Below are 23,524 nucleotides of genomic sequence, written 5' to 3' on the forward strand. Positions count from 1 at the left end.
AGCTTCGCCATGCCCTCCGACGACTTCCGCCCGCCCGGACCGGAGTTGTTCGACTACCCCGCCCTGTGGGACGGCGCGCCGCTCTGGCTCACCAAGCCGGTGCTGCTGGCCGCCGCCGGCGTGCTCGTGGTGTGCACGCTGGCCTGGGGCGCCTTCTCCCGGCCCAGGCTGGTGCCGCGCGGCCTGCAGAACGCGGGCGAGTACGCCTACCTGTTCGTCCGCGACCAGATCGCCCGCCCGTCGCTGGGCGCCGACGCCGACCGCTGGATGCCGCTGCTGCTCACGCTCTTCCTGCTGATCCTGCTCTGGAACGTGATGGGCGTGATCCCGCTGCTCCAGTTCCCGGTCACCGCCCACGTCGCCTTCCCCTGGGTGCTGGCCGGGGTGGTCTACCTGCTCAAGCTCTACCTCGGCTTCAGGCACCAGGGCCTGGCCGGCTACCTCAGGAACGCGATGTTCCCCGAGGGACTGCCCAAGGCCCTGGCGATCACCCTGTACGCGCCGCTCGAACTGTTCTACATCTTCGTCACCGCGCCGTTCACCCATGCCGTGCGGCTGTTCGCGAACATGTTCGCCGGGCACACGCTGCTGGCCTTCTTCAGCGCGGTCGGCTACTGGTTCCTGGTGGAGCGGCCGACCGTGGGCGGCGTGGCGGTGGGCGTGCTGGGCGTGTTCATGACGTGCGTGCTGACCGCGTTCGAGATCTTCGTCATGTTCCTGCAGGCGTACCTGTTCACCATGCTCACCGCCATGTACCTGGGCCAGTCCCTGCACCCGGAGCACTGACCGGTCAGGACGCGGGCGGCGCCAGAACCCGCCAGGCGGCCGGCCGCACGATCCAGGTACGCCGCTCCGCCACCTGCTCCAGCTCGCCGTCCACGCTGGCCGGGACGGGCCCGCCCGCCACGGTGATCCGCCTGCCCCGGAAGGTCTGCACGTCGGGACGGGCGGGGTGCCGGCCGCGGCGCAGCCCGGTGGCGAAGGCCAGCCGCGCCAGCGGTCCGGTGGCGTAGGAGACCACCACCTCGGCCAGCCCGTCGTCGGGCCGGGCCGCGGGGGCCAGCGGGGTGCCGCCGCCGATCGTGGCGCCGTTCCCCACGCCGGCCATCAGCACCCGGCGGCGGCCGGTGCACACCTGGGCGCCGTCCACCCTGATCCGCAGCCGCCATCCGCCCGTCCCCGCGCCCGCCAGCACCGCGCCCACCGCGTACGCGGCCCGGCTGAGCAGCGGCTTCAGCGGCGCGGCCCGCTCGGCGGCGTGCGCGCCCACGCCGAGGTGCGCGGCGTTGACCACGATGCCGCCGTCGTCGTCGATCAGCAGGTCCACGGGCCGCTCGTGCCCCGCCAGCACGACGCGGGCCGCCTCGGCCGGGTCGAGCGGGATGCCCAGCGTGCGGGCCAGGTCGTTGCCGGTGCCCATGGGGATCAGCCCGACCGGGCCGGCGTCCAGGCGGCCGTGCTCCAGCAGTGCGGCGACCAGCGCGTGCACGCTCCCGTCGCCGCCCAGCACCACCGGGACCCGGTCGTCGTGCGACCGCGCGGCCTCCCGCGCGTCGCCGTCGCAGACCCGCACGTCGGCCTCCGCCCGCAGCAGCCGCAGCACCTCCCGCGTGCTGTCGTCGCCGACGCCGCCGGCCTGCCGGTTGCAGATCACCAGAAGTCTCACGGGTCCTCGCCTTCCCTTCCGCTGGGCGGATCGGTCTCTTCCCCGGGCGCCTGCCACAATGCCCCGCCGCCGGAACCCGTTCCCGGGGCGGCGGCGCGGGCGCGCGGGACGCGGCGGCGCGCTTGTCCGGCGTACCTGAAGGTGCCCGACGGCTTCTATGGCGTTCCTAAGGTTCCCCGACGGTGGGGTGAAGGTGGCCGCGGTTGAGTGGCCGCAGCGGGCCGGGCCACTGGGGACCGGCCGCCAGAAGGGCAACCGACATGAACCCACGAAAGACCGCGCTGGCCCTCGGGGCGGCGGCGGCCCTGACGCTGGCCGCCTCCGGGGCGGTGCCGGCCGCGGCGGCCGGCCCGTGCGCCCAGGTCTCCTCGACCTGCTCGCCCGCCGACGTGGCCAAGGACCACGCGGGCGAGAAGACCGCCGACGGCAAGGCCGGCGTACGGACCGACGTGCGGACCGACGTGCGGAAGGACCCCGGCGGCGGGAAGCCGCGCGACGGCGGGCCCGGCTGCGGCCCAGAGAAGACGGACCAGCGCGGAAAGCCCGGTGAACCGGACAAGAAGGACCACGGCCTCTCCCGGGAGGCGTTCGCCAAGGCGCTCGCGGCCGAGCTTGGCGTCGGGTACGACCGCGCCCTGCGCGCCGTCAAGGAACTGGACGCCCTGACGGAGAAGGGCCGCGTGGACCCGGACTCGGCCGGGTTCGGCGCGGTGGCCGGGCGTCTCGGCGTCACGCCGGACCGCCTGGAGCAGGCGCTGCGGAACGTCAAGCGCGCACTGGCCGGCACCGAGCCCGCATAGAGACCGGCACCGACCTTCCTCATCCGGGGTGCGGAGGGGAGAGTGGCACCATGCACGTCCTTGTTGCCGACGACGACGAGGCGGTCCGCCGCTCCCTGACCCACGCGCTCACCCGCGAGGGCTACGACGTCAGCGTCGCCGCCGACGGCCTGCGCGCCCTGGAGGCGGCCGGCGGCGGACGTCAGGACGCGGTGGTGCTGGACATCATGATGCCCGGCCTGGACGGCCTGGAGGTGTGCCGCCGCCTGCGGGCCGCGGGCGACCGCACCCCGATCCTGATGCTCACCGCCCGCGACCTGGTCGGCGACCGGGTCGCGGGCCTGGACGCGGGCGCCGACGACTACCTGGTCAAGCCGTTCGCGCTGGAGGAGCTGCGGGCCAGGCTGCGCGCGCTGCTGCGCCGCAGCGCGCCCGCGCAGGGGCTGCTCCGCCACGCCGACCTGGAGCTGGACCCGGCCGCCTGCCGGGCCAGCCGCGGCGGCCGGCCGCTCGACCTGACCAGGACCGAGTACACCCTGCTCAAGGTGTTCCTGCGCAACCCGGGCCGGGTGCTCAGCCGCGAGGTCATCTTCGACTCGGTCTGGGGGTACGACTTCGGGCCGTCCTCCAACGCGTTGTGGGTCTACATCAGCTACCTGCGGGCCAAGCTGGAGGCCGGGGGAGAGCCGCGGCTGATCCAGACCGTCCGCGGCCTGGGCTACGTGCTGCGGGAGGAGCCGTGAGGCTGCGTACGAGGGTCGCGCTGACGGTCGCCGCCGTGGTGGCCGCCGCGCTGCTGGCGGTCTCGCTGGTGGTCTACCCGGCGGCCGCGGCGGGGCTGGCCGGCCAGCACGACGGGGAACTGGTGCGGGCCGCCGGGCAGGCGCCGCGGCTGCTGGAATCGCTGAAGACCGCCGACTCGCCGCTGCCGGCCACGCCCCTCCCGGTGGGCAACACGCTGCTGCAGTTCTGCCCCGACCCGCTGCTCACTGGCCCGACCGACGGGTTCGTGCCGCTCGCCGAGCAGGACGAGGCCGTCGCCTACGGCAAGCTGCCCCCCTACTTCCGGGACGTCACCTACGACGGCGTGCCTTACCGGCTCTACACGGCCCCGCTCAACCTGGGCAAGGGCATCCTGGTGCGCACGGCGTTCCCGCTGAACCGCGACGAGGAGACGCTGAACGCGCTGAAGCTGCTGCTGGCCGCGCTGACCCTGGGGGGCGCGCTGGTCGCGGCGGCGGGCGCGCGGCTGCTCGCCGGCCGGGCGCTGCGGCCCGTCGCCCGGCTGACCGCCGTGGTGGAGCGGGTCACCGCCACCGGCACCCTCACCGCCGACGGGCTGGAGGACATGGGCGCCGGACGGGACGAGGTGGCCCGCCTGGCCGGCTCGTTCACCACGATGACGCACGCGCTGCGCGAATCGGTGCTGGCCCAGCGGCGCCTGGTCGCCGACGCCTCCCACGAGCTGCGCACGCCGCTGACCAGCCTCACCACGAACCTGGAGCTGCTGGAGGAGGGGCGCGGCACGGCCGACCCGCAGGCCCCGGCCCTGGTGCACGAGGCCCGCGTCCAGGCCGAGGAGCTGCGGGTGCTGGTCAACGACCTGGTCGAGCTGGCCAGGCACGGCGACGTCGAGCTGCACCTGGAGGACGTGCGGCTCGACCTGGTGGCCGGACGCGTGCTGGCCAGGGCCGCGGCCCGCGCCCCGCACGTACGGCTGCGCGGCGAGCTGGCCGAGTGCCTGGTGACGGCCGACGCCGACGCGGTCGAACGGGCGGTCGCCAACCTGGTCGACAACGCGATCAAGTGGAGCCCGCCCGGTGGCGTGGTGCTGGTCCGGGTGGACGCGGCGGGCACGTTGTCGGTGGCCGACCAGGGCCCCGGCATCGCGGCCCACGACCTGCCGTTCGTGTTCGACCGGTTCTACCGCGCCGAGTCGGCCCGTTCCCTGCCGGGGTCGGGGCTCGGCCTGGCCATCGTCCGCCAGATCGCCGAGGCGCACGCCGGAGCGGTGCGCGCCGAGCCGCTGCGACCCGGCGTACGGCTGGTCCTCGCGCTGCCCCCGGCCACCTGACCCGCCAACGATGAGGGCGCGACCACGGGCGCGGACCCCCGCACCCGCGGCCGCGCCGGTCCAGAGGGCCGGCCCCGGGGGCCGGTCCAGGGGCCGGTCCAGGGGCCGATGGCCGGTCCGGTGTTCAGTGAGCCCCGGCGACGGGCACCGACGGCGCGGCGGGCGCGGCGGGCCGGGGCATCGGGCGCGGCGGCAGCGCCATCAGCACCAGGCCGAGCACCGCCCACAGCCCGAGCACCGTCAGCGGGACGGCCACGGCGGCGCCGTCGAAGTAGACCACGCTGCGCACCAGTTCGAGCGCCGACCGGGTGGGCAGCACGTAGCCGAGCGCCGCGTACCAGGGCTCGATGAACGCGGCGCCGAACGGGCCGCCGCTGGCCGGCAGGCCGATCGGGATGAACAGCACGGCCGCCGCGATCACGCCGCGCGGCCCGAAGCGGCGCATCAGCCCGTTCACCGCCACCGACACCAGGAAGATCACCGCGGCGGAGACGGCCAGCAGCCCGAGCGGCGCGCCGGTGAGCGCGCCGAGCAGGCCGTCGACGACCCAGGTGAGCGCCAGGCCGCCGGTCACCGCGCCGAGCGCGAGCACCGCGAGGCGCAGCCCCCGGTGCATCATCGGCTGCATGCGCATGGTCAGCACGGTCGTCGCCAGCGCGGTCAGCAGCAGGCCCAGCACGTAGAACATGCCGGACACGCCGGAGGAGTCGCCCTCGGCCAGCGGGCGCACGTCCTCGACGGCGAGCTGCCGTCCGGCGGCGCGCTGCATCAGGGCGGTGAAGTGCGGGGCCGCCGTGTCACCGCCCGCGCCGGCCACCAGCAGCCGGCCCTCGCCCGCCAGATAGGCGGCCTCGACCTCGCGCCGGAGCACCGCCGCCCGCGCGCCGGCCGCGTCGGCGTACGGGCGGGCGTCCACGGCCCCGCCCGCGGCCTGCTCCAGCCGGGCGGCGTCGGGGCCCACCACGGCGAGCGGCACCCCGTGCGGAACCGGGTGGTGCAGCGCTCCGACGAACGAACCGATGATCACTGCGCCGACGACCGCGGACACCAGGTAGGCGACCGCGACTCGAACAGCGGGATTCTTCATGACGCTCCTCAGTTGTCCACCCGGTTCATGTCCTGGAGGCGGCCCGCACGACCGGCGCCGCCGCCCTCACCTTGCCGGTTAGAGCGCGCGCTAAGTCAAGGCGTCGGACTCGGATCTGGCCCGCGAATGTTCCAGGAAGTTGAACGTCATCACCACGAGCACCAGGCAGGCCACGGACAGCAGCGCCGGCGCCTGCAGCGAGATCGGGATGATCGCCAGGATGGCCACCGGCATGGCGAGCTGCGGCCCCGACCACTTGCCGAAGATGTGCCAGCGGGCGTAGCAGAACGTCGCGAAGTACAGGGCGCAGCCGCCGAACAGCAGCGCGGTCACGGGGGCGGCGAAGACCTGGCCCGGATGGGAGACGACCTCGGCCATGCCCACCGCCATCGCCATGATCGACCCGATGAAGGCCAGGTGGCCGTAGGAGAAGACGCGCCGGATCAGGTCGGTGCGGATCACGGCCTCGTCCAGGGCCTTGGGCAGCGACTCGGCGGCGAAGATGAAGTACACCCACCACAGCGCGCAGGCCAGCACGAACGCCGCGGCGACCGCGCCGATCGAGCCCACCGCGAGCGGGCGCGCCGACGACGCCTGCGCGCCGATGGCCAGGATCGGCTCGCCCATCGCGATGATCAGCAACAGGCCGAACCGCTCGGGTAAGTGATGGGGGTGGAAGGTGATCCGCACCAGGTGGCTGCGGGTCAGCACCGGCGCGGCCAGGTCGATGGCGGCGGCCGCGGCCCAGACCCACACCCGGGTGCCGCTGTCCAGCAGGCCCCCGGCCAGCAGCAGCGGCCCGGTCACGCACACCGAGAGCGTGAACGGGTTGACCAGCTCGAACGGCCGGCCGCGGAAGTACAGGGCGGCCAGCAGCGAGCGCTGGGCGAAGTAGGCGGCGCCGAACATCAGCCCGCGCTCCTCGTAGGCCAGGGGGGTGGCCAGCGCCATGAACAGGCCGCACAGGCTGAGCGCCAGGATGCCCAGCCGGTCGGGGGTGTTGTTGACGTCGCGGGTGTTGGCGTGCACCGCCATGCCCACCCAGGCCCAGTACGTCGGCACCAGCACGACGACGGCCTGCCCCACGCTGCCCCAGCCGTGGCCGTGGTGGAGCAGGTCGGACAGCTGGGTGACGGCGAACACGAAGACCAGGTCGAAGAAGAGCTCGACCCAGGTGACTTGCTTGTCTGCTTTCGGCTTCATCGAGCGGTGTGACTCCTCGTACGTCGTGCGGGTGCTCACGCGGGCAGCAGCGCGGGCTCGGCGCCGGCGGCCAGCCGCCAGCGCACGTCGAAGGCGTAGGCGGCCGAGGCCAGCGTGACGTGGTGGTGCCAGCCGTGGAAGGAACGGCCCTCGTAGTCGAACAACCCGAAGCCCCCGGCCAGCTCGCCGATGGCGTGGGCGGCCCGCCAGCGGGACTTGGCCAGCGCGACCAGCTCCTGCGCCGGCACGGACATGTTGGTCAGCCAGAACGCGCGCGGCCGCGGCCGGCCGAGCGGCCACTCCACCAGCAGCCTGCGCGAACGCGCCTGGTCGTCGGAGACCGGCAGGAGGACGAACTGCGAACGCAGCGACCGCCCCCGCGGCCCCTCCCACCAGGCCACCGTGCGCCGCTCCATCCCGGCCGCGGCCTGCGCCGCCTCGGCCAGCGCGACGCGGGCCCGCGAGCCGCCCCCGCGCACCACGCTCATCGAGGCCCGGACCCGGTGGCGGGCGTCGACCTCGACGACGTAGTCGAGGCCGCGGTCCTCCAGGCCGCGCAGCAGGTCGGCGACGCCCCGGACGTGGGTGAGGTCGGCCACCAGCGGCGCGACGGGCGTGCCCCAGTCGAGCGTCAGGTCGTCGACCAGGTCGATCACGTGCTCGCCGAAGGGCCGGTGCCGCTCCTGGTCGGGCACGTGCGCGCGGGCCCGCCGGTCGTGGTCGGCCTCCCACGACTGCGGCAGGCACAGCCGCCAGTTGACCGGCACGGCCGCCTCGCCGGAGCTCATCAGCACGGCCGCGCCCACCTGGCAGTTGACCGTGCGGCCGAGGCCGCGCACGTACTGGCGCTCGACGCCCGCCGACCAGCGGCCGTGCTTGGCGAAGGCCACCTCCTCCACCAGCCAGGCGGCCGGGGGCGCGCCGGCCGCCAGCACGTCGGCGACGGTGCGGCGGACCGGGCGCGGGTCCCAGCGGCTCTGGTTGACGAACTGCTGCAGCGACTGGCCGTTGTGCGGGCCGCCCACCTCGTCGGCGATGCGCTGGATGGACTTGCGCCCGCCCGCGTGCAGCAGCCCCAGCACGTACGACTCCGCCGCGCTACGCTGGTCGGAGCGCGGCAGCGAACCGAATATCGTACCGAAGAATTCTGCGAACTCTTCCCGCTCGTTCACCGCGAGTTCTCTCATGACCGCCCCTCACCTGCATTAGAGAAGATCCGTAATGGCGAACGCGGTCAGGATCGCAGTTAAGTTTTGGTTCGCACAAGAGAGTAACACCAAGGTGGCAGCGGAGCTGTCCGGGAGTATTAAAGGGAGTACTCCCGGAGGCAGCTGCCGGGTGCTCATGGATAACCCGGTATTACATCACACGCGGCGTCAGTCAGGTGTGCGGGTAATGGACTTGCCGCCCGATGAGTCTGGAGTGCACTCTTGCATCCGCCGGAATCATGTGATCATATGATGCGGGGATCTGCGCCGGTGACTGAGTAAGGCGACACACACTACGGGGGATGACCAGTGCAGTGCAACATCCAGCCCACGGTTGTGATAGCCGAGCGGATCGAGGCCCATAAGGCTGCGATCTTGGCACAGCTGTGCGGCGAAATTGAAGAATCAACTTCCGGGGCCGCTCCGGGCGAGTGCGCGGAGTTGGCGGAGGAGCTCCTCGACCTGATGGTGGCCCGGCTCAAGGCCAGTACGGACCGTTCTTCAGGAGCCCTGGCCGGACCACTGGACGGCGACCGCGGCGACGCCCGGGAATGGCGGCGAATTTCCCGCGACCTGCACGACCGGGTGGGCCACGAGATCAGCGTGGCGAGCCGGCAGCTGGAGCTCGCCGAAATCGGTCACGCACGTGGTACGGACGGTTTCCCGGTGCATGTGAAGGAAGCGAAGGCCGCCCTGCTGCGAGCCCACCAGGAAATCCGGGACGTCATATCCGACCTGCGCGTTCACGCCCATTGGCCGGGAATGGAGCAAGCGCTCGTGCGGCTCATGACAACCATTGTGGACCCCCGGCTGGAGCATCGAATCACCCTTATCGGCGATGTCGAGGGCCTGCCTCCGCGCATTCGGGACGAGTTATTCCTGATATTACGCGAAGCCATTACCAACAGCATCTCCCACGCGGGCGCCGACCTGCTCGAAGTGTGCGTCAAGATTGTGCACGACCGGATCACAGCAATTGTGCGGGACAATGGCCGGGGTTTCTCGGGGTGGCGTGCGAAACATGGGAACGGCCTGACCTCCATGCGTGAGCGAGGGGTCGCTCTGGGCGGCCTGGTGACCATAGAGAGCACCCCCGGGAAGGGCACCGAGGTCGTCTTCCGTGCCCCTGTCCGGGCTGTCCGGGACGAGCGGCCGAAGGAAACATCGGATGCAAAGAGAAGGCAGCATTGACGTCCTCATCGCCGACGACCACACGATCCTGCGGGAGACGCTCAAGCAGACGCTGGAGCTCGAACCCGACCTTCGTGTCGTCGCCACCGCGGGGGACGCGCGCGCGGCGGTGAAGTCGGCCGAGGCGCTGCGGCCGGACGTCGTGGTGCTCGACGTGGAGATGCCCGGCGACGGCGTCGTGCGCACCACCACCCACATCCACCGGGTCTCGCCCCGGTCCCGCGTCATCGTGCTGAGCATGTACGACGACCCGGTGCTGGTGCAGGAGCTCATCGCCCAGGGCGTGCGCGGCTACCTGCTCAAGAGCGTCGGCCGGGAGGAGCTGGTGCAGGCCATCCGCGGCGTCTGCGCGGACGCCGAGCGCGTGGTGCTGTCGGTGTCGCGGGAGAGCCTGATGATGTCCGGCCGGCCGCGTACGGGCAAGCTGTCCGAGCGGGAGCTGAGCGTGCTGTCCCTGGCCGCACAGGGCCTCAGCAACGCCCAGATCGCCACCCGGCTGATGATCGCCGAAGGGACGGTCAAGCGTCACCTGCGCAACATCTTCACCAAGCTCGACGCCACCTCCCGCCTCGACGCGGTGAACAAGGCCATGGCCGCCTCACTGCTGACGCCCTGACGCCCCCTCCGCCAGGGCCGCCTCACTGCCGGCGCTCCGGCGCCTCCTCTCCGGGGACCAGCCAGAGCGTCGCCAGCGGCGGCAGCAGCACCTCGGCGACCGCACCCCCCTCCGGGCACGTGACCGAGCCCAGGTTGCCGAGGTTCCCGCCGCCGTAACAGGCGGCGTCGGTGTTGAGCACCTCGTGCCAGCGCCCGCCGGAGGGAAGCGCCAGCCGGTGCCCGTGCCGCGGCACCGGCGACAGGTTGCTCACGCACACCAGCGGCGCCCCCCACCGGTCCCAGCGCACGAAGGAGTAGACGCTGGAACCGGCGTCGTCGGCGTCGATCCAGGTGAAGCCGCCGGGGGAGCAGTCCAGCCGCCACAGCGCGGGGGTGGCGGCGTAGCGCCGGTTGAGGTCCCTGACCAGGTCGCGCACGCCCTTGTGCCGCGGGTCGCGCAGCAGCGCCCAGTCCAGCTCGCGGTCGTGGGACCACTCGCTGCGCTGCGCGAACTCCTGGCCCATGAACAGCAGCTTCTTGCCCGGATGCGCCCACATGAAGGCCAGGTACGCGCGCAGGTTCGCCAGCCGCTGCCACTCGTCGCCCGGCATCTTCCCGGCCAGCGAGCCCTTGCCGTGCACCAGCTCGTCGTGACTGAGCGGCAGCACGAAGTCCTCCGCGTACGCGTACGTCAGCCCGAACGTCAGCGCGTGATGGTGGTACGGCCGGTGCACCGGGTCGCGCCGCATGTAGCCGAGCGTGTCGTGCATCCAGCCCATGTTCCACTTGAAGTCGAACCCCAGCCCGCCGGCGGACGTCGGCCGGGTCACCCCCTCCCACGCCGTGGACTCCTCGGCGATCGTCAGCACCCCGGGACAGCGCCGGTGGACGGTGTCGTTCAGCTCGCGCAGGAACGCGATCGCCTCCAGGTGCTCCCTGCCGCCGTGCGCGTTGGGCCGCCAGGCGCCGTCCGGGCGGGAGTAGTCCAGGTAGAGCATCGAGGCGACGGCGTCCACGCGCAGGGCGTCGACGTGGAACTCCGCGCACCAGTACAGGGCGTTGGCGATGAGGAAGTTGCGCACCTGCGGGCGGCCCAGGTCGAAGGTGAGCGTGCCCCAGTCGGGATGCTCGCCGCGCAGCGGGTCGGGGTGCTCGTACAGGGGGCCGCCGTCGAAGCGGGCCAGCGCCCAGTCGTCGCGCGGGAAGTGCGCGGGCACCCAGTCGAGTATCACCCCGATCCCGGCCAGGTGCAGCGCCTCGACCAGGGCGCGGAAGTCGTCCGGGGTGCCGTAGCGGGAGCTCGGCGCGTAGTAGGAGGAGATCTGGTAGCCCCACGAGCCGCCGAAGGGGTGCTCGGCCACCGGCATGAGCTCCACGTGGGTGAAGCCCATGCCGCGCAGGTACCCGGGCAGCTGCTCGGCCAGGTCGCGGTAGGTCAGGCCGCGCCGCCAGGAGCCCAGGTGCAGCTCGTACACGCTCATGGGCGCCTCGCGGGCCGGGCCGTCGCCGCGGGCAGCCAGCCACGCGCCGTCGCGCCAGCGGTGCCGCGAGGTGAACACCACCGACGCGGTGCGCGGCGGGTGCTCGGCCGCCAGGGCCAGCGGGTCGGCCTTGCGCCGGGTACGGCCGTCCGCGCCGGTGATCTCGTACATGTACCGGCAGCCGTCGCCGGCCCCGGGCACGAACAGCTCCCACAGGCCGCCGCCGGGCGCCCGGCGCAGCGCGTGCCCGGCGCCGTCCCAGCCGTTGAGGTCACCCACCAGCCGCACCTCGCGCGCGCCCGGCGCCCACACGGCGAACGAGACGCCCGCCACGCCGCCCACCGTCCGGGTGCGCCCGCCCAGCGCCCGCCACAGCTCCTCGTGCCTGCCCTCGCCGATGAGGTGCAGGTCCAGCTCGCCCAGCACGGACGGGCCCCCGCCGGTCAGGACGTCCGTCACCGCTCCACCGCCAGGATGTGCGCCGGCTGCCTGGACGGGTCCAGCCGCACGAAGTTGCGCGCCCCCCACTGGTAGACCTCGCCGGTCAGCTCGTCGCGCACCCGGAAGGACGGCCCGAGGTCGGGCAGGTCCAGCGTCACCGTGGCCTGCCGCACGTGGTGCGGGTCGAGGTTGACCACGACGATCACGGTGTCCTCGCCCGCCTGCTTGGCGAAGCAGAGCACGGCGTCGTCGTCGGCGTGCTGGAAACGCAGGTTGCGCAGCAGGCGCAGGGCCGGATGGCGGCGGCGGACCCGGTTCAGCACGGCCAGGAAGGGCGCCAGCGAGCCGGCGGCCGACCAGTCGCGCGGCCGGTACTGGTACTTCTCCGAGTCCTTGTACTCCTCGCTGCCCGGCGCGGCCGGCTCGTGCTCGCACAGCTCGAACCCGGCGTACACGCCCCAGGTGGGGGAGGCCGTCGCGGCCAGCGCGGCCCGCACCCGGAACGCGGCGGGACCGCCCTCCTGCAGGTAGGCGTGCAGGATGTCCGGCGTGTTGACGAACAGGTTCGGCCGCATGTACGCCGCCGCCTCCCCGGCCAGCTCGCCCAGGTAGCTCTCCAGCTCCGGCTTGGCGTTGCGCCAGGTGAAGTAGGTGTAGGACTGTTGGAAGCCGACCGCGGCCAGCGTGTGCATGATCGCCGGACGGGTGAACGCCTCGGCCAGGAAGACGACGTCCGGGTCGGTGCGGTTGATCTCGGCGATCAGGCGTTCCCAGAAGAACACCGGCTTGGTGTGCGGGTTGTCCACCCGGAAGATCCGCACCCCGTGGCCCATCCAGTGCCGCAGCACCCGCAGCGACTCGGCCAGGATGCCGCCGGGGTCGGCGTCGAAGCAGATCGGGTAGATGTCCTGGTACTTCTTGGGCGGGTTCTCGGCGTAGGCGATGCTGCCGTCGGGCCGGTGCTCGAACCACCGCGGGTGCTCCCGTACCCACGGGTGGTCGGGCGAGCACTGCAACGCGAAGTCCAGCGCCACCTCCAGGCCCAGCTCGGCGGCCCTGGCCACGAAGAAGTCGAAGTCGTCGATCGTGCCCAGGTCGGGGTGGACGGCGTCGTGGCCGCCCGCCGCCGAGCCGATCGCCCACGGCGAGCCGGGGTCGTGCGGCCCGGCGATCGGCGAGTTGCCCGGCCCCTTGCGGTTGGTGCGGCCGATCGGATGGATCGGCGGCAGGTACACCACGTCGAAGCCCATCGCCGCGACGGCGGGCAGCCGCTCGGCCGCGGTCCGGAAGGTGCCCGAGCGCGGCGGGTGACAGCCCGTGGGGTCCACCACGGCGCCCTCGGAGCGGGGGAAGAACTCGTACCAGGCCCCGTACAGCGCCCGTTCGCGCTCCACCAGCAGCGGCAGCTCCTCCCCGGCCGTCACGTGGTCGCGCAGCGGCCGGCGGGCCAGCGTCCGCAGCACCGGCTCGGCCAGCGCGATCGCCAGCCGCGCCTCGGGGTCCAGCTCGCCGTCGCGCAGCGTCGCGGCGGCCACGCGCAGCAGCCGGGCGTCGGCGGGCGGCACCTCGGGCTGGGCGGCGGCCCTGGTCAGCAGCCGGGCGCCGGCCTCCATCGTGACGGCCACGTCGATCGCGGCGGGGATCTTCACCTCGGCCACGTGCAGCCAGGTCGCCACCGGGTCGCTCCACGCCTCCACCCGGAACGTCCACTCGCCCTCCCGGTGGGCCGACACCTCGGCCGCGTACCGGTCGGAGCCCTCCGACACGGCCGCCATCGGGATCCAGGCGGCCTGCTTGCCGTCGGGGTCGGTGAGCACGACGTTCGCGCCCACCACGCCGTGCCCCTCCCGGAACAGCGTCGCCGACACCTCGAACGGCTCGCCCGGCACCGCGCGCGCGGGCCGGCACCCGCCCGCCACGACGGGCCGGACCCCCACGATGGGCACGCGGCCCGCGGCGATCTCGGAGATCTCGGTCAACACCAGCGTCTCAGTCATGTCTCACGCGTCCTGCAGGTCGGCGATGGTCTCGAACGAGGTGCCGGCGGCGGCCTCGCAGTGCGCCGGCACGGTCAGCCCCGGGTACACCGTCACCCCGGACAGCCGCACGCCGGCCTGAACCGTCACTCCGTTGCCCAGCGCGCTGTAGCCGCTCAGCACGGTCACGCAGTCCACGAACGACTCGACCTTGGCCATCGTCCCCACGTGCGTGTCGGTGAGCCGCGCCCAGGGGCCGATGATCGCGCCGTCCAGGCAGGCCACCCGCTGCAGCCGGCACCCGGTGTGCAGGTCGACGCCGTCGCCGATCGCGGAGTCGGAGACGACCACGCCGGGGCCGATCTCGACGTCCCGGCCGATGTGCACGTTCGGCCCGATCCTGACCAGGCCCGCGCTGATCTTCTCGGCCAGCGTCATGCCCGACGTCGCGTCCCGCTGGCGCAGCGAGGACTCGTGGATGCGCACGTTGCCCGGGTAGGCCCGCAGCATGCCCTTGAGCACGTGCGGGTAGCCGCCGCTCAGCGCGTCGGTCAGCGTGCCGAGATAGTCGCGCAGGTTGCCCAGGTCGCCCAGCTTGGCGATGGGCGCGATGCCGACCCGGTGCCCGGCCTCCACCAGCCACGGGAGCAGGTCGTGCCCCCAGTCGAGCCGGTGGCGGGCCAGCTCGGCGAGCGACGGCTCCCCAGCCAGTTTCCGCAGCCGCCCGCAGTCGACCAGGTAGAGCCCGGCGTTGACGGGCACCCGGGCCGGGTCGGCGGCCAGGGCGTGCACCTCGGCCAGCGGTGGTTTCTCCACGAAACGCCGGATCTGCCCGGAGGCGTCCGTGACCATCGTGCCGTACTTGCCCGCGACCTCCTCGGCCGGCCGCTCGACCACGGCCACGGTGACCACCGCGTCGCTGTCGCGGTGGCGGCGGACCAGCTCGTCCAGGTCGAACTCGAACAGCGAGTCGGTCGGGAACACCAGCGCCAGGCCGTCGAGCTGCCAGTAGTCCAGGCTGCTCAGCGTCGCCTCGCCGGAACCGGTGTTGGTCCAGTCCATCCGGGGCCGTGAGTAGCGCACGCGCACGCCCAGCCCCTCGCCGTGGCCGAGCACGTCCTTGGCCTGGTAGCGGTTCTCCCGGCCGTTGGCGATCAGGTAGAAGTCGCTGACCCCCTGGTCGCGCAGGGCCATGATCTGCCATTCGATGACCGGCCGTCCGGCGAAGCAGACCGTGGCCTTGCTCCGCAGGTGGCCGGGGGCCTCCAGGGTGAGCGGCCGGGCCCTGAGACCCTGTCCGCCCGCCAATGCGATTCCGGCGATCTCGTTCATTGTCCGTACTTCCCCGTGGGTGTCCTACGTAGAGCGATCATGGTGATGTCGTCGAACTGCTCGGCGGACCCGATGTGCGCGCTGATCTCCCGTTCGAGCCTGTCCAGCAGGTCCTCCGCGCCGGTGGCGGGCTGCGAGACGAGGGTCAGCATGAGCTCCTCGCTGAAGAAGCGGCCGGATTCGTCCCTGGCCTCGGGCACGCCGTCGGTGTAGGCGAACAGCAGGTCCCCCTGGTCCAGGTGGGCCCTGCCGACCTCGAAGACGGAGTCGGGCACCAGCCCCAGCGCCGGCCCGGTGGGACGCAGCAGGGTGTGGCCGCCGCCCGCGTGGCGGATGATGGGCGGGTTGTGCCCGCAGTTGATGTAGACCAGCGCGCCGGTGACCGGGTCGAGCACGCCGAAGAACAGCGTGGCGAAGTAGCCCTGGCGCAGGTGGTTGGCGGTCAGGTAGTCGTTGGTCGCGATCACCGCGCGCAGCAGCGGCGTGGTGTCGTCCTGGACGGCGGCGGCCGGGCCGGTCTCCACGTGGGCGGCCGTGTGCCGCAGCAGGGTCCTGATCAGGGCCATGAACAGGGCGGCGCCGACGCCCTTGTCGCACACGTCGGCCACCACCAGCCCGATCCGCGAGCCGCCCAGCAGCTCCAGGGCGTCGTAGAAGTCCCCCGCGACCTCCCTGGCCGGCTGGAACCGGACGGTCAGCTGCCAGCCGGCGCGGGCGGGCAGCGCGTCGGGCAGGAATCCCGCCTGGATCTCCCGCCCGATCTGCAGCTCGCGCTCGTACTTCAGCAGCGCCTCCCCCTCGGCGCCCGGGAAGCGGCCGAACACCTGGCCCGCCCGCAGCCTGCGGTGCAGCAGCTCCGGCACGAACGGCGGGACGATGTAGTCCAGCCCGGCCAGCACGTGCGGTGCGAGCTGACGCAGGTCGCCGTCGGTGAACGCGACCACGACGGGCGGCCGCGCGCCGGCCTGGACGACCCGCGTCACCTCGCGCACGACCTCCACGTCGAGGCTCGCGTTCACCAGCAGCAGACCGGTGGGCGGAGGCGCCTCGGCCAGCAGTTGCTCGGGGGTGCGCCTGGCCACGGGAGCGCCGTCGGCGGCCAGCAGCAGGCACAGCTCTTCCGCTGCTGGTGATGGGCCACTGACGACGAGGGTCACCTCCGCATCCATCGGCACCTCCTAGACGCGGTTCATGATGATGGTCGTCTGGTTACGACCCGAGCTGTACTCGTAGCGGACCTGGTCGGCGACCGTACGGGCCAGGTAGACGCCCAGCCCGCCCGGCCGGCGCTCGCCCAGCGGCCGGTCCAGGTCGGGAACGGCCTCGTAGGCGGTCGGGTCGAACGGCGGCGCCGAGTCGGTCAGGCGCAGCCACACCCGGCCCGGCTCCACCCCGCCCGTCACCTCCAGCTCGCCCGGCCGGTCGCGGTGGCCGTGGGTGATGATGTTGACGATCAGCTCCTCGGCGGCCAGCCGCAGCCAGTGGGCGCGCGTGCGGGTCAGCCCGCCGAGCGCGCTCAGCGTCTGCACGTAGGCCATCAGCTCCTCCAGCGACTCGGGCTCGGCGGGCAGCCTGAGCCGCTCCATCGCCTGCCTACTCGGGGATCGCATCGCTGAAGTCCACACTGTGGTGGAAGCCGACCAGCCGGATGGTCTGCTCGATGGCGTCGTTGGCGCCGACCAGCACGATGCGCACGTCGTCGGCCAGCTTCTGCCGGGCGAACACCAGCCCGCGCAGCCCCGCCGAGGACATGTAGCTGAGCTGCGACATCTCCAGCACCAGCAGCTCGGCCGCGGCCTCGGCCGCGCGCTCCACCTCCCTCCTGAAGGTCTCGGCGGTCAGGGCGTCCAGCTCGCCCTCCAGCGTGATCAGTGCGGTGCTGCCGTCGTGGGTCAGGATCGCGTTGAACGACATGGGATCTCCTCCATGGGATTTCACGGATGGGCGCGGCCGACCAGCGCGACCGCGGCCCGCGGGCCGACGACGATCCGCCGCTGGTCGGCCAGCGGCGGCTCCTGGCCCGGTGAGTGGACGTCGCCGGGGGCGGCGGCCGCGGTGTCGGCGAACAGGTGCCACACCGCGCCGTCCGGCAGGGCGGGCAGCTCCAGCTCCCGCGCCTGCCAGTGGGTGTTGGCGGCCAGGTACAGGTGCTCCGCGCCGCCGCCGGCCGCCGGGCCGCTGCGCAGCATCGCCACCAGCGTGCTGTCCGGCGACCAGTCCGGCTCGCCGGCCCGCTCGCCGTGCCAGGACACCTGCGGCAGCCCGCCGGCGCCCTCGTCGCCGCACGGGTGGCGGCGGTCGCGCACCATCGGGTGGGCGGCGCGGAAGGCGACGCACTCGCGCACGAACCGCAGCAGGTCGCCGTTGCGCTCGGTCAGGCCCCAGTCGAACCACGACAGCGGGCCGTCGTGGCAGTAGGCGTTGTTGTTGCCCTGCTGGGTGCGGCCGACCTCGTCGCCGGCCAGGATCATCGGGATGCCCTGGCTGAGCAGCAGCAACAGCAGCGCGTTCCTGGCCTGCCGCCCGCGCAGCGCCAGCACCTCGGCGTCCTGGGTGGGGCCCTCGGCGCCGCAGTTCCAGCTCTGGTTGTCGTCGTTGCCGTCGCGGTTGTCCTCGCCGTTGGCCTCGTTGTGCTTGCCGTTGTAGGCGAACAGGTCCGCCAGCGTGAAGCCGTCGTGGCAGGTGACGAAGTTGACCGAGGCGAGCGTGCCGCGGGAGGCGTACAGGTCGGGCGAGCCGACCAGCCGGGTGGCCAGCTCCCCGGCCGAGCCGGGATCGGCCTTCAGGAAACGGCGCAGCGCGTCGCGGTAGCGGCCGTTCCACTCCGACCAGCGCTGGTAGCCGGGGAAGGAGCCCACCTGGTACAGGCCGCCGGCGTCCCACGCCTCGGCGATCAGCAGGCAGTCGCGCAGCAGCGGGTCGTGGGCCAGCGTCTCGATCAGCGGCGGGTTCGCCAGCGGCGCGCCGTCCTGGCCGCGGTCCAGGATCGCGGCCAGGTCGAAGCGGAAGCCGTCGATGTGGTACTCGCCGGCCCAGTAGCGCAGGCAGTCGAGCACGTAGTCGCGCACCACCGGGTGGTTGCAGTTGAAGGTGTTCCCGGTGCCGCTGAAGTTGTAGTAGTAACCCTCCGGCGTGAGCATGTAGTACGTGCCGTTGTCCAGGCCGCGGAAGTGGATGGTCGGGCCGTTCTCGTTGCCCTCGGCCGTGTGGTTGAAGACCACGTCCAGCACCACCGCGATCCCGGCCCGGTGCAGCTCCTTGACCAGGTTCTTGAACTCGTCGGACTGCATGCCGTACCGGCCGGTGGCCGCGTAGCCGGCCTTGGGCGCGAAGAAGCCGAGCGTCGAGTAGCCCCAGTAGTTGTACAGGCGCTCACCGGTGACCGGGTTGACGCGGCTCATGTCGAACTCGTCGAACTCGAAGACCGGCATCAGCTCCACGCAGTTGACGCCGAGCGCCTTCAGGTAGGGGATCTTCTCGATCAGCCCCGCGTACGTGCCCGGCGCCGACACCCCCGAGGACGGGTCCGCCGTGAAGCCGCGCACGTGCAGCTCGTAGACGACCAGGTCCTCCGGCGCGACGCGCAGCGGCCGGTCCTCCTCCCAGTCGAAGTCGTCGGAGACCAGCACCGACCGGTAGGGGTAGGGGTCGTCCCAGTCCACCTCGGCGCCCCACACGTCCCGGCCCGACATGACCCTGGCGTACGGGTCGGCCAGGATTTTGGCCGGGTCGAACCGGTCGCCGGGGGCCGGCGTCTCCGGGCCGGTGACGCGGTAGCCGTACTCGACGCCCTCGTGGTCCAGGCCGAACACGGTCATGGCCCACACGCCGCCGATCCGGTACTCGCCGGGGAAGGGCAGCTCGGCGAACGGCTCCCGCTCGCCGCGCCGGAACAGCACCAGCGAGACCGCGCTCGCGCCGCTGGAGTAGACCGAGAAGTTCACCCCGCCGGGCACCAGCGTGGCGCCGAACGGCATCGGATGGCCCGCCCGCACCCCGAACCCGGCCAGCTCGGCCGTCGGGAAGGAGTCGATCCGGCCCGGCACCCCCTGCGTCTCCACACTCATGTGGCCTCCTCCCTCGGCTCGGCGACCCGGACGATCTCCAGCGCGTCCGCCACGCAGTCGGCGACGACGAAGAAGCGCAGGAACCCGGTCGCCGCCATCACCCCGCGCAGCTCGGCCGACAGGCCCACCAGGGCGATGAAGCTGTCCATGGTCCGCGCCCGCCGGTAGACCAGCAGCATCGTGCGCAGGCCCGCGCTGGACAGGTAGCTGACGCCGGTCAGGTCGAGCAGCACCGGGCGGCTGTCCGGCAGCAGCGACAGGATGCGCTCCTGCGCGGCCGGGGCCGACCTGCTGTCGAGCTGGCCGGTGAGCCCGATCACGGTGACCGGGCCGACGGTGTCCGTCGTGATCTCCATGGCCGGCACGCTCACTCCTGCACCGGGGTCAGCGTCACCTTGACGCGCAGCGCCTCGGCCGAGACCGGCAGCTCCACGGTCATCGCCACCGGGTCCAGCACCTCGTACGGCTTGCCGTCCACCTCGGCCTCGGTGAGCAGCACCCGCCCGGCCGGCAGCAGGTCGGGCGCGACGCGCAGGATGCGCTCGGCGTCCGGGCCCGGCTTGAAGTGCAGGGTGAGCGGCTGCCGCGTGACCAGCAGCCGCGTGTAGACGGTCGCCAGATAGCACAGCTCGGAGGAGTGGTACATGCTCATCGAGTGGCTGCCCTTGAACCGCTCGGTCCCGAGCAGGTACGGCAGGCCGTTGGCCAGCACGTTGAAGTAGACCGCGCCCTCGTCGTGGTCCAGGAAGAAGGCGTTGTAGAAGCCCGCCGCCTGGCGCGCCTGCTCCAGGTGGTCCTCGCCGCCCAGCTCGCCGGCGACGATCAGGTACGCCAGGATCGCCTGCTCCTGCTGCCACCACGCCTTGCGGTCGTGCCAGGCGAAGCGGTGCCACCGCTGGCCCTCGGCCCGATGCCGCTCGACGACGTCGTACCAGCCGCCGCGCTGCTGGTCGCTGCCGACCGCCGGCATGGTGCGGGCCAGGTGCTCGGCCAGGTCCCGGTAGGCGTCCTTGGGGCGGGCGCCGTGCATGCGCATGAGGTTCCAGGCGATCTTCAGGTTGTGCCCGACGACCGCGCGGTCCTGCTGCCAGCCGTGCGTCAGGTCGTGGCTCCAGTCGTCGTGGAAGCGCTCGTTGACGAACGGGCTCGACGGCTCGGGGAAGTGCTCGACGATCGTGTCGAAGGTGCGCTCCAGCATCTCCAGGTGGCGCTCGTCGCCGGTGGCCAGGTAGTAGTTGATCAGATAGGCCGGGGCGTGGTCGCCGATGGAGTTCCAGTTCTTGCGCGACTGGTTCGGCCCGAGCGAGTCGTGGTGCGGGCTGAGCAGGATCGGGTCGACGTGCGAGTAGTAGCCGCCGCGCCGGTGGTCGCGGAAGAACTTCTCGAACAGCCGCAGCGTGGCGTCGACGTCGGAGGCGATGCGCTTGTCGCCGGTGACCCGGTAGGTCTGCGTCGGGCCGGCCAGGGCGTAGATCTGCTCGTACATCGGGATGGCGTCGTAGTCGTCGCCGAACTCCGAGGTGAACAGCTTCTTCTCGTGCTCGCCGTCCACCTTGATGCCGTGGTACCAGTACACGACGTCGTTCTCGGGGTCCACGAAGCGCATGTGCTCGCGCAGGTAGCGGGTGCCGCGCTCGGCGACCTCCAGGTAGGCGTCGTCGCCGGTCAGCAGGTACGCCGAGGCCATGCCGTACACCAGGCGCGAGATCGTGTCGGTCTCCTGCACGTGGCTGGCGGTCTTGTCGCCGCCCAGGCGCAGGATCGTCCGGTAGTCGCGGAAGTCGACCGGCCCCTGCCCGAACTGGGCGCGGCGGTAGAACGCGGCGATCTCGTCGAGCTGGTTGATCCACCAGTCGGGCTGCTCGAACCGGTACTCGCCGGAGCCGCGGCCCAGGAAGATCAGCCGCTTGGCCGAGAAGACCGGCTCCCCGCCCTCGGGGTAGAAGATCCCGTAGACGAACAGGTGGCGGCCCGGCGTCAGCATGTCGCGCACGTGGTCGCCCGCGTCCACGTACGGCTCGCCCAGGTTGCGCAGCAGCTCGGCCGAGACCTCGCCGTCCAGGCGCACCTCGACCGTACGGCCGTCGATGGTCGCCAGCCGGAAGGAGCCGGAGCCGGCGTCGAACCGTTCGACCCGCCCGGCCACGGTGTCCATGAAGGTGAAGTTCATCGTTGCTCCTACAGCGTCTCGGCGAGCTGGCCGATGATGGTGTGGGCGAACAGATGGCAGTGGTACACGCTGCGCCCGGTGATGAGGTTGCCGTCGATGACCACGTCCTGGTCCACGTACTCGGCGCCCATGTTGCGCACGTCGCCCACGAGGTTGTTGTGCGCGACGACCTTGCGCCCGCGCATCGTCTCGGGGGCGGCGGCCATCAGCCACAGGCCGTGGCAGATCACGCCCGTGATGATCGACGGCTCCTCCAGCGCCCGCCGCACGAACGCGGTGGCCGGCGCCAGCCGGTTGACGTCGTCGGTGTAGCGCAGCCGGTCCGAGACGATCCCCGAGGGCACGATCACCGCGGCGTAGGAGCGCAGCTCACGGTCGCTGATGCCCTCGAACCCGCGGTCCACGGTGAACGGCACCCGCCACTCGTGGCCGGTGAAGGTGATCGACTGCTGCCCCCACAGGCGGGTCATGAAGTGCACCTCGGCGCCGGCCTCGGCGAAGCGCCGCTCGTAGTAGAAGATCTCCGGCTCGACGTAGTCGCTCTCCATCAGGACAGCGATCTTGCGGCCGTTCAGCGCCGCGCCGGCCCGTGGCTCGATGCCGCTCACAATGGCCTCCCCGGTTCGGTGACGAGGTCGATGAGGAAGGGGCCGTCGTGGCCGAGCAGCCGCTCGACGGCCTCCTCGATCTGGTCGGCCTTCTCCACCCGCAGCCCGTCCACGCCGCAGCCCCTGGCCAGGTCGGTGAACTGGAGGTCGGGATAGGAGAGGTCGAACGAGCGAGGAAAACGGTGACCGGGGATGCCCCGGCCGCGCCAGTACTCCTCGATGTTGTTGTCCAGCAGCCGGTAGCTGTGGTTGTTGCAGATCACGAACTTGGCGGCGATGTCGTACCGGACGGCGGTGGCCAGCGCCTGGAAGGTGTACATGCTGCCGCCGTCGCCGGTGAAGCCGATCACCGTGCGGTCCGGACGGGCGAGCTTGGCGCCGATCGCCCCAGGGATGCCCACGCCGAGCGAGCCGCCGCGGGTCAGGAACCAGCTGCCCGGCCCGCGCGGCGGGAAGTAGGAGCCGATCACGCCGGAGGCGGTCAGCCCCTCGTCGAAGACGATCACGTCCTCGGGGGCCCGCGCCGCCAGCTCGCGCATGAACGCGTTGAGTATCGAGTCCTCGGCCGGCGCCGGGCGCGGCGCCGCCGTCCGCCGGGCCAGCCGGGCCGCCGCCGCCCGCTGGTCGGCCTTGCTCAGCGTGCCCTCCAGCTCCGCCGACAGCGCCGCCAGCGTGAGCCGGGGGTCGGCCACCAGGCCCAGCGTGACCGGGTGGTTCTTGGCGATCTCGTACGAGTCCAGGTCGATGTGCACGATCCGCGCGTCCTTGCCGAACGGGCTGCTCAGCGACGGGAACACCTCGGGGAACAGGTACGTGCCCACCACCAGCACCGCGTCGGCGTCCTTGACCGCGTCCGCGCTGACCTGGCCGAACATGTGGCCGAGCTGGCCGCGGAAGAGCGGGTGCCGGCCGTCCATGTTCGCCTCGGAGAACTCCACGCCCCACACGTCCGCGCCGAGCTGCTCGGCCACCCGGGTCAGCTCCGCCTGCGCGCCGGAGACCGACACGCCGTCGCCGGCCAGGATGATCGGGGACCGGGCGCCGGACAGCAGCCCGGCGGCCCGGCGGACCAGCTCGGGGGCGGGCAGCGCGGCCGAGTGCGGCACCACCGACGGCTGGACCGGCTCGTGGTTGGGCTGGTCGAGCACGTCGAGCGGGAGCGCCACGAACACCGGGCCGCGCGGCGGCGTCATCGCCAGCTTGACCGCCCGGCGCAGCACCCGCAGCACCGAGCCCGGGTCGATCACGCGCATGGCGTGCTTGGTGACGGGCCGGGCCATGGCCACGAGATCGGCGGCCATCTGGGCGTCCATCGCGTCGTAGCCGACCCCGGCCTCACCGGCGACGACCACCAGGGGGGAGTGCCCCCGCTTGGCCTGGTACAGCATGCCGATCGCGTTGCCCAGCCCCACACCGCTGTGGAGCTGCAGCAGCGCCGGGCCGCCCGTGGCGCGGGCGTAGCCGTCGGCGATGCCGGCCGCCACCGTCTCCTGCAGGGTGAGGATGTAGTGGAAGTCCTCGAAGCCCTCCAGCGCGTCCAGGAAGCCCTGCTCGACCGTCCCCGGGTTGCCGAACATGTACGTGATGCCGTCGCTGAGGAACTGCTCGATGATCGCGGTGTTGCCGTCCCTGGCCATGGCCCGC

At 72.4% G+C, this 23,524-nt stretch carries 21 protein-coding genes; 6 read left to right on the plus strand and 15 right to left on the minus strand.

Annotated elements, in window-relative coordinates; all coding sequences use genetic code 11:
• The first annotated feature begins 9 nt into the window (after positions 1 to 9).
• On the plus strand, positions 10 to 786 hold the full coding sequence (gene atpB, locus ACFYYW_RS17395) for a F0F1 ATP synthase subunit A (protein WP_387649860.1): 777 nt from the start codon (positions 10 to 12) through the stop codon (positions 784 to 786).
• A gap of 4 nt (positions 787 to 790) precedes the next feature.
• On the opposite strand, the gene ACFYYW_RS17400 is transcribed toward atpB, so the two are convergent.
• Entirely contained in the window at positions 791 to 1,666 is an 876-nt protein-coding gene (locus ACFYYW_RS17400) for a diacylglycerol kinase family protein (RefSeq protein WP_352330296.1), read from the minus strand.
• 260 nt (positions 1,667 to 1,926) lie between these two features.
• On the opposite strand from ACFYYW_RS17400, the gene ACFYYW_RS17405 reads away from it, so the two are divergent.
• From ACFYYW_RS17405 to ACFYYW_RS17415, 3 genes are read left to right on the plus strand one after another with little or no spacing between them, the layout of a single operon-like run.
• Positions 1,927 to 2,466 (plus strand): hypothetical protein, encoded by a 540-nt coding sequence (locus tag ACFYYW_RS17405; RefSeq protein WP_387649863.1) that lies wholly within the window; start codon positions 1,927 to 1,929, stop codon positions 2,464 to 2,466.
• Between the two features lie 50 nt (positions 2,467 to 2,516).
• On the plus strand, positions 2,517 to 3,188 hold the full coding sequence (locus ACFYYW_RS17410) for a response regulator transcription factor (RefSeq protein ID WP_358297590.1): 672 nt from the start codon (positions 2,517 to 2,519) through the stop codon (positions 3,186 to 3,188).
• The gene (locus tag ACFYYW_RS17415) at positions 3,185 to 4,519 is read left to right on the plus strand and encodes a sensor histidine kinase (RefSeq protein WP_387649866.1); all 1,335 of its coding nucleotides are present in this window, start codon (positions 3,185 to 3,187) and stop codon (positions 4,517 to 4,519) included. Before ACFYYW_RS17410 ends, ACFYYW_RS17415 begins: the two co-directional genes overlap by 4 nt.
• A gap of 124 nt (positions 4,520 to 4,643) precedes the next feature.
• On the opposite strand, the gene ACFYYW_RS17420 is transcribed toward ACFYYW_RS17415, so the two are convergent.
• The 3 genes from ACFYYW_RS17420 to ACFYYW_RS17430 form a co-directional block, all read right to left on the minus strand.
• Entirely contained in the window at positions 4,644 to 5,606 is a 963-nt protein-coding gene (locus ACFYYW_RS17420; RefSeq protein WP_387649868.1) for a hypothetical protein, read from the minus strand.
• Positions 5,607 to 5,696: 90 nt separating this feature from the next.
• On the minus strand, positions 5,697 to 6,809 hold the full coding sequence (locus ACFYYW_RS17425; RefSeq protein ID WP_387649871.1) for a low temperature requirement protein A: 1,113 nt from the start codon (positions 6,807 to 6,809) through the stop codon (positions 5,697 to 5,699).
• Positions 6,810 to 6,844: 35 nt separating this feature from the next.
• Complete coding sequence (locus ACFYYW_RS17430; protein WP_387649873.1) at positions 6,845 to 7,996, minus strand: IS701 family transposase; 1,152 nt, start codon at positions 7,994 to 7,996, stop codon at positions 6,845 to 6,847.
• A 330-nt stretch (positions 7,997 to 8,326) separates the two neighbouring features.
• Between ACFYYW_RS17430 and ACFYYW_RS17435 the strand changes: the two genes are divergently transcribed.
• Entirely contained in the window at positions 8,327 to 9,208 is an 882-nt protein-coding gene (locus ACFYYW_RS17435; protein ID WP_387649875.1) for a sensor histidine kinase, read from the plus strand.
• Positions 9,186 to 9,824: a response regulator transcription factor gene (locus ACFYYW_RS17440; protein ID WP_352329471.1), complete on the plus strand. Its 639-nt coding sequence runs from the start codon at positions 9,186 to 9,188 to the stop codon at positions 9,822 to 9,824. Before ACFYYW_RS17435 ends, ACFYYW_RS17440 begins: the two co-directional genes overlap by 23 nt.
• Before the next feature lie 22 nt (positions 9,825 to 9,846).
• Here ACFYYW_RS17440 and glgB read toward each other — a convergent pair whose 3' ends face one another.
• Genes glgB through ACFYYW_RS17495 form a run of 11 tightly spaced genes read right to left on the minus strand, consistent with a single transcriptional unit; the run spans position 9,847 to position 23,517 of the window.
• The gene (gene glgB, locus ACFYYW_RS17445) at positions 9,847 to 11,745 is read right to left on the minus strand and encodes a 1,4-alpha-glucan branching protein GlgB (protein WP_364391835.1); all 1,899 of its coding nucleotides are present in this window, start codon (positions 11,743 to 11,745) and stop codon (positions 9,847 to 9,849) included.
• A complete protein-coding gene (locus tag ACFYYW_RS17450) occupies positions 11,742 to 13,724 on the minus strand; it encodes an alpha-1,4-glucan--maltose-1-phosphate maltosyltransferase (RefSeq protein WP_387649879.1) in 1,983 nt (660 codons plus the stop codon). The genes glgB and ACFYYW_RS17450 overlap by 4 nt, the downstream gene beginning before the upstream one ends.
• A 3-nt stretch (positions 13,725 to 13,727) precedes the next feature.
• Entirely contained in the window at positions 13,728 to 15,035 is a 1,308-nt protein-coding gene (locus tag ACFYYW_RS17455) for a sugar phosphate nucleotidyltransferase (RefSeq protein ID WP_387649881.1), read from the minus strand.
• A complete protein-coding gene (locus ACFYYW_RS17460; RefSeq protein ID WP_387649884.1) occupies positions 15,032 to 16,204 on the minus strand; it encodes a PP2C family protein-serine/threonine phosphatase in 1,173 nt (390 codons plus the stop codon). The genes ACFYYW_RS17455 and ACFYYW_RS17460 overlap by 4 nt, the downstream gene beginning before the upstream one ends.
• 9 nt (positions 16,205 to 16,213) lie before the next feature.
• Positions 16,214 to 16,645 carry an ATP-binding protein gene (locus ACFYYW_RS17465; RefSeq protein WP_352329003.1) on the minus strand — a complete coding sequence of 144 codons (432 nt, stop codon included), beginning with the start codon at positions 16,643 to 16,645 and terminating at the stop codon, positions 16,214 to 16,216.
• On the minus strand, positions 16,629 to 16,949 hold the full coding sequence (locus tag ACFYYW_RS17470; protein ID WP_352329001.1) for an anti-sigma factor antagonist: 321 nt from the start codon (positions 16,947 to 16,949) through the stop codon (positions 16,629 to 16,631). Before ACFYYW_RS17470 ends, ACFYYW_RS17465 begins: the two co-directional genes overlap by 17 nt.
• A gap of 20 nt (positions 16,950 to 16,969) precedes the next feature.
• Entirely contained in the window at positions 16,970 to 19,102 is a 2,133-nt protein-coding gene (gene glgX / locus ACFYYW_RS17475; RefSeq protein WP_387649888.1) for a glycogen debranching protein GlgX, read from the minus strand.
• The gene (locus ACFYYW_RS17480) at positions 19,099 to 19,458 is read right to left on the minus strand and encodes an STAS domain-containing protein (RefSeq protein ID WP_352327037.1); all 360 of its coding nucleotides are present in this window, start codon (positions 19,456 to 19,458) and stop codon (positions 19,099 to 19,101) included. The genes glgX and ACFYYW_RS17480 overlap by 4 nt, the downstream gene beginning before the upstream one ends.
• A gap of 11 nt (positions 19,459 to 19,469) precedes the next feature.
• Entirely contained in the window at positions 19,470 to 21,272 is a 1,803-nt protein-coding gene (locus ACFYYW_RS17485; RefSeq protein ID WP_352327036.1) for an AGE family epimerase/isomerase, read from the minus strand.
• Positions 21,273 to 21,280: 8 nt separating this feature from the next.
• Positions 21,281 to 21,880: a DJ-1/PfpI family protein gene (locus ACFYYW_RS17490; protein ID WP_352327035.1), complete on the minus strand. Its 600-nt coding sequence runs from the start codon at positions 21,878 to 21,880 to the stop codon at positions 21,281 to 21,283.
• Positions 21,877 to 23,517 carry a thiamine pyrophosphate-binding protein gene (locus ACFYYW_RS17495; RefSeq protein WP_387649893.1) on the minus strand — a complete coding sequence of 547 codons (1,641 nt, stop codon included), beginning with the start codon at positions 23,515 to 23,517 and terminating at the stop codon, positions 21,877 to 21,879. The genes ACFYYW_RS17490 and ACFYYW_RS17495 overlap by 4 nt, the downstream gene beginning before the upstream one ends.
• Positions 23,518 to 23,524: the final 7 nt, after the last annotated feature.

Origin of the sequence: Nonomuraea sp. NPDC001831, from assembly GCF_042892035.1 — a bacterium.
Classification (GTDB): Bacteria; Actinomycetota; Actinomycetes; order Streptosporangiales; family Streptosporangiaceae; genus Nonomuraea.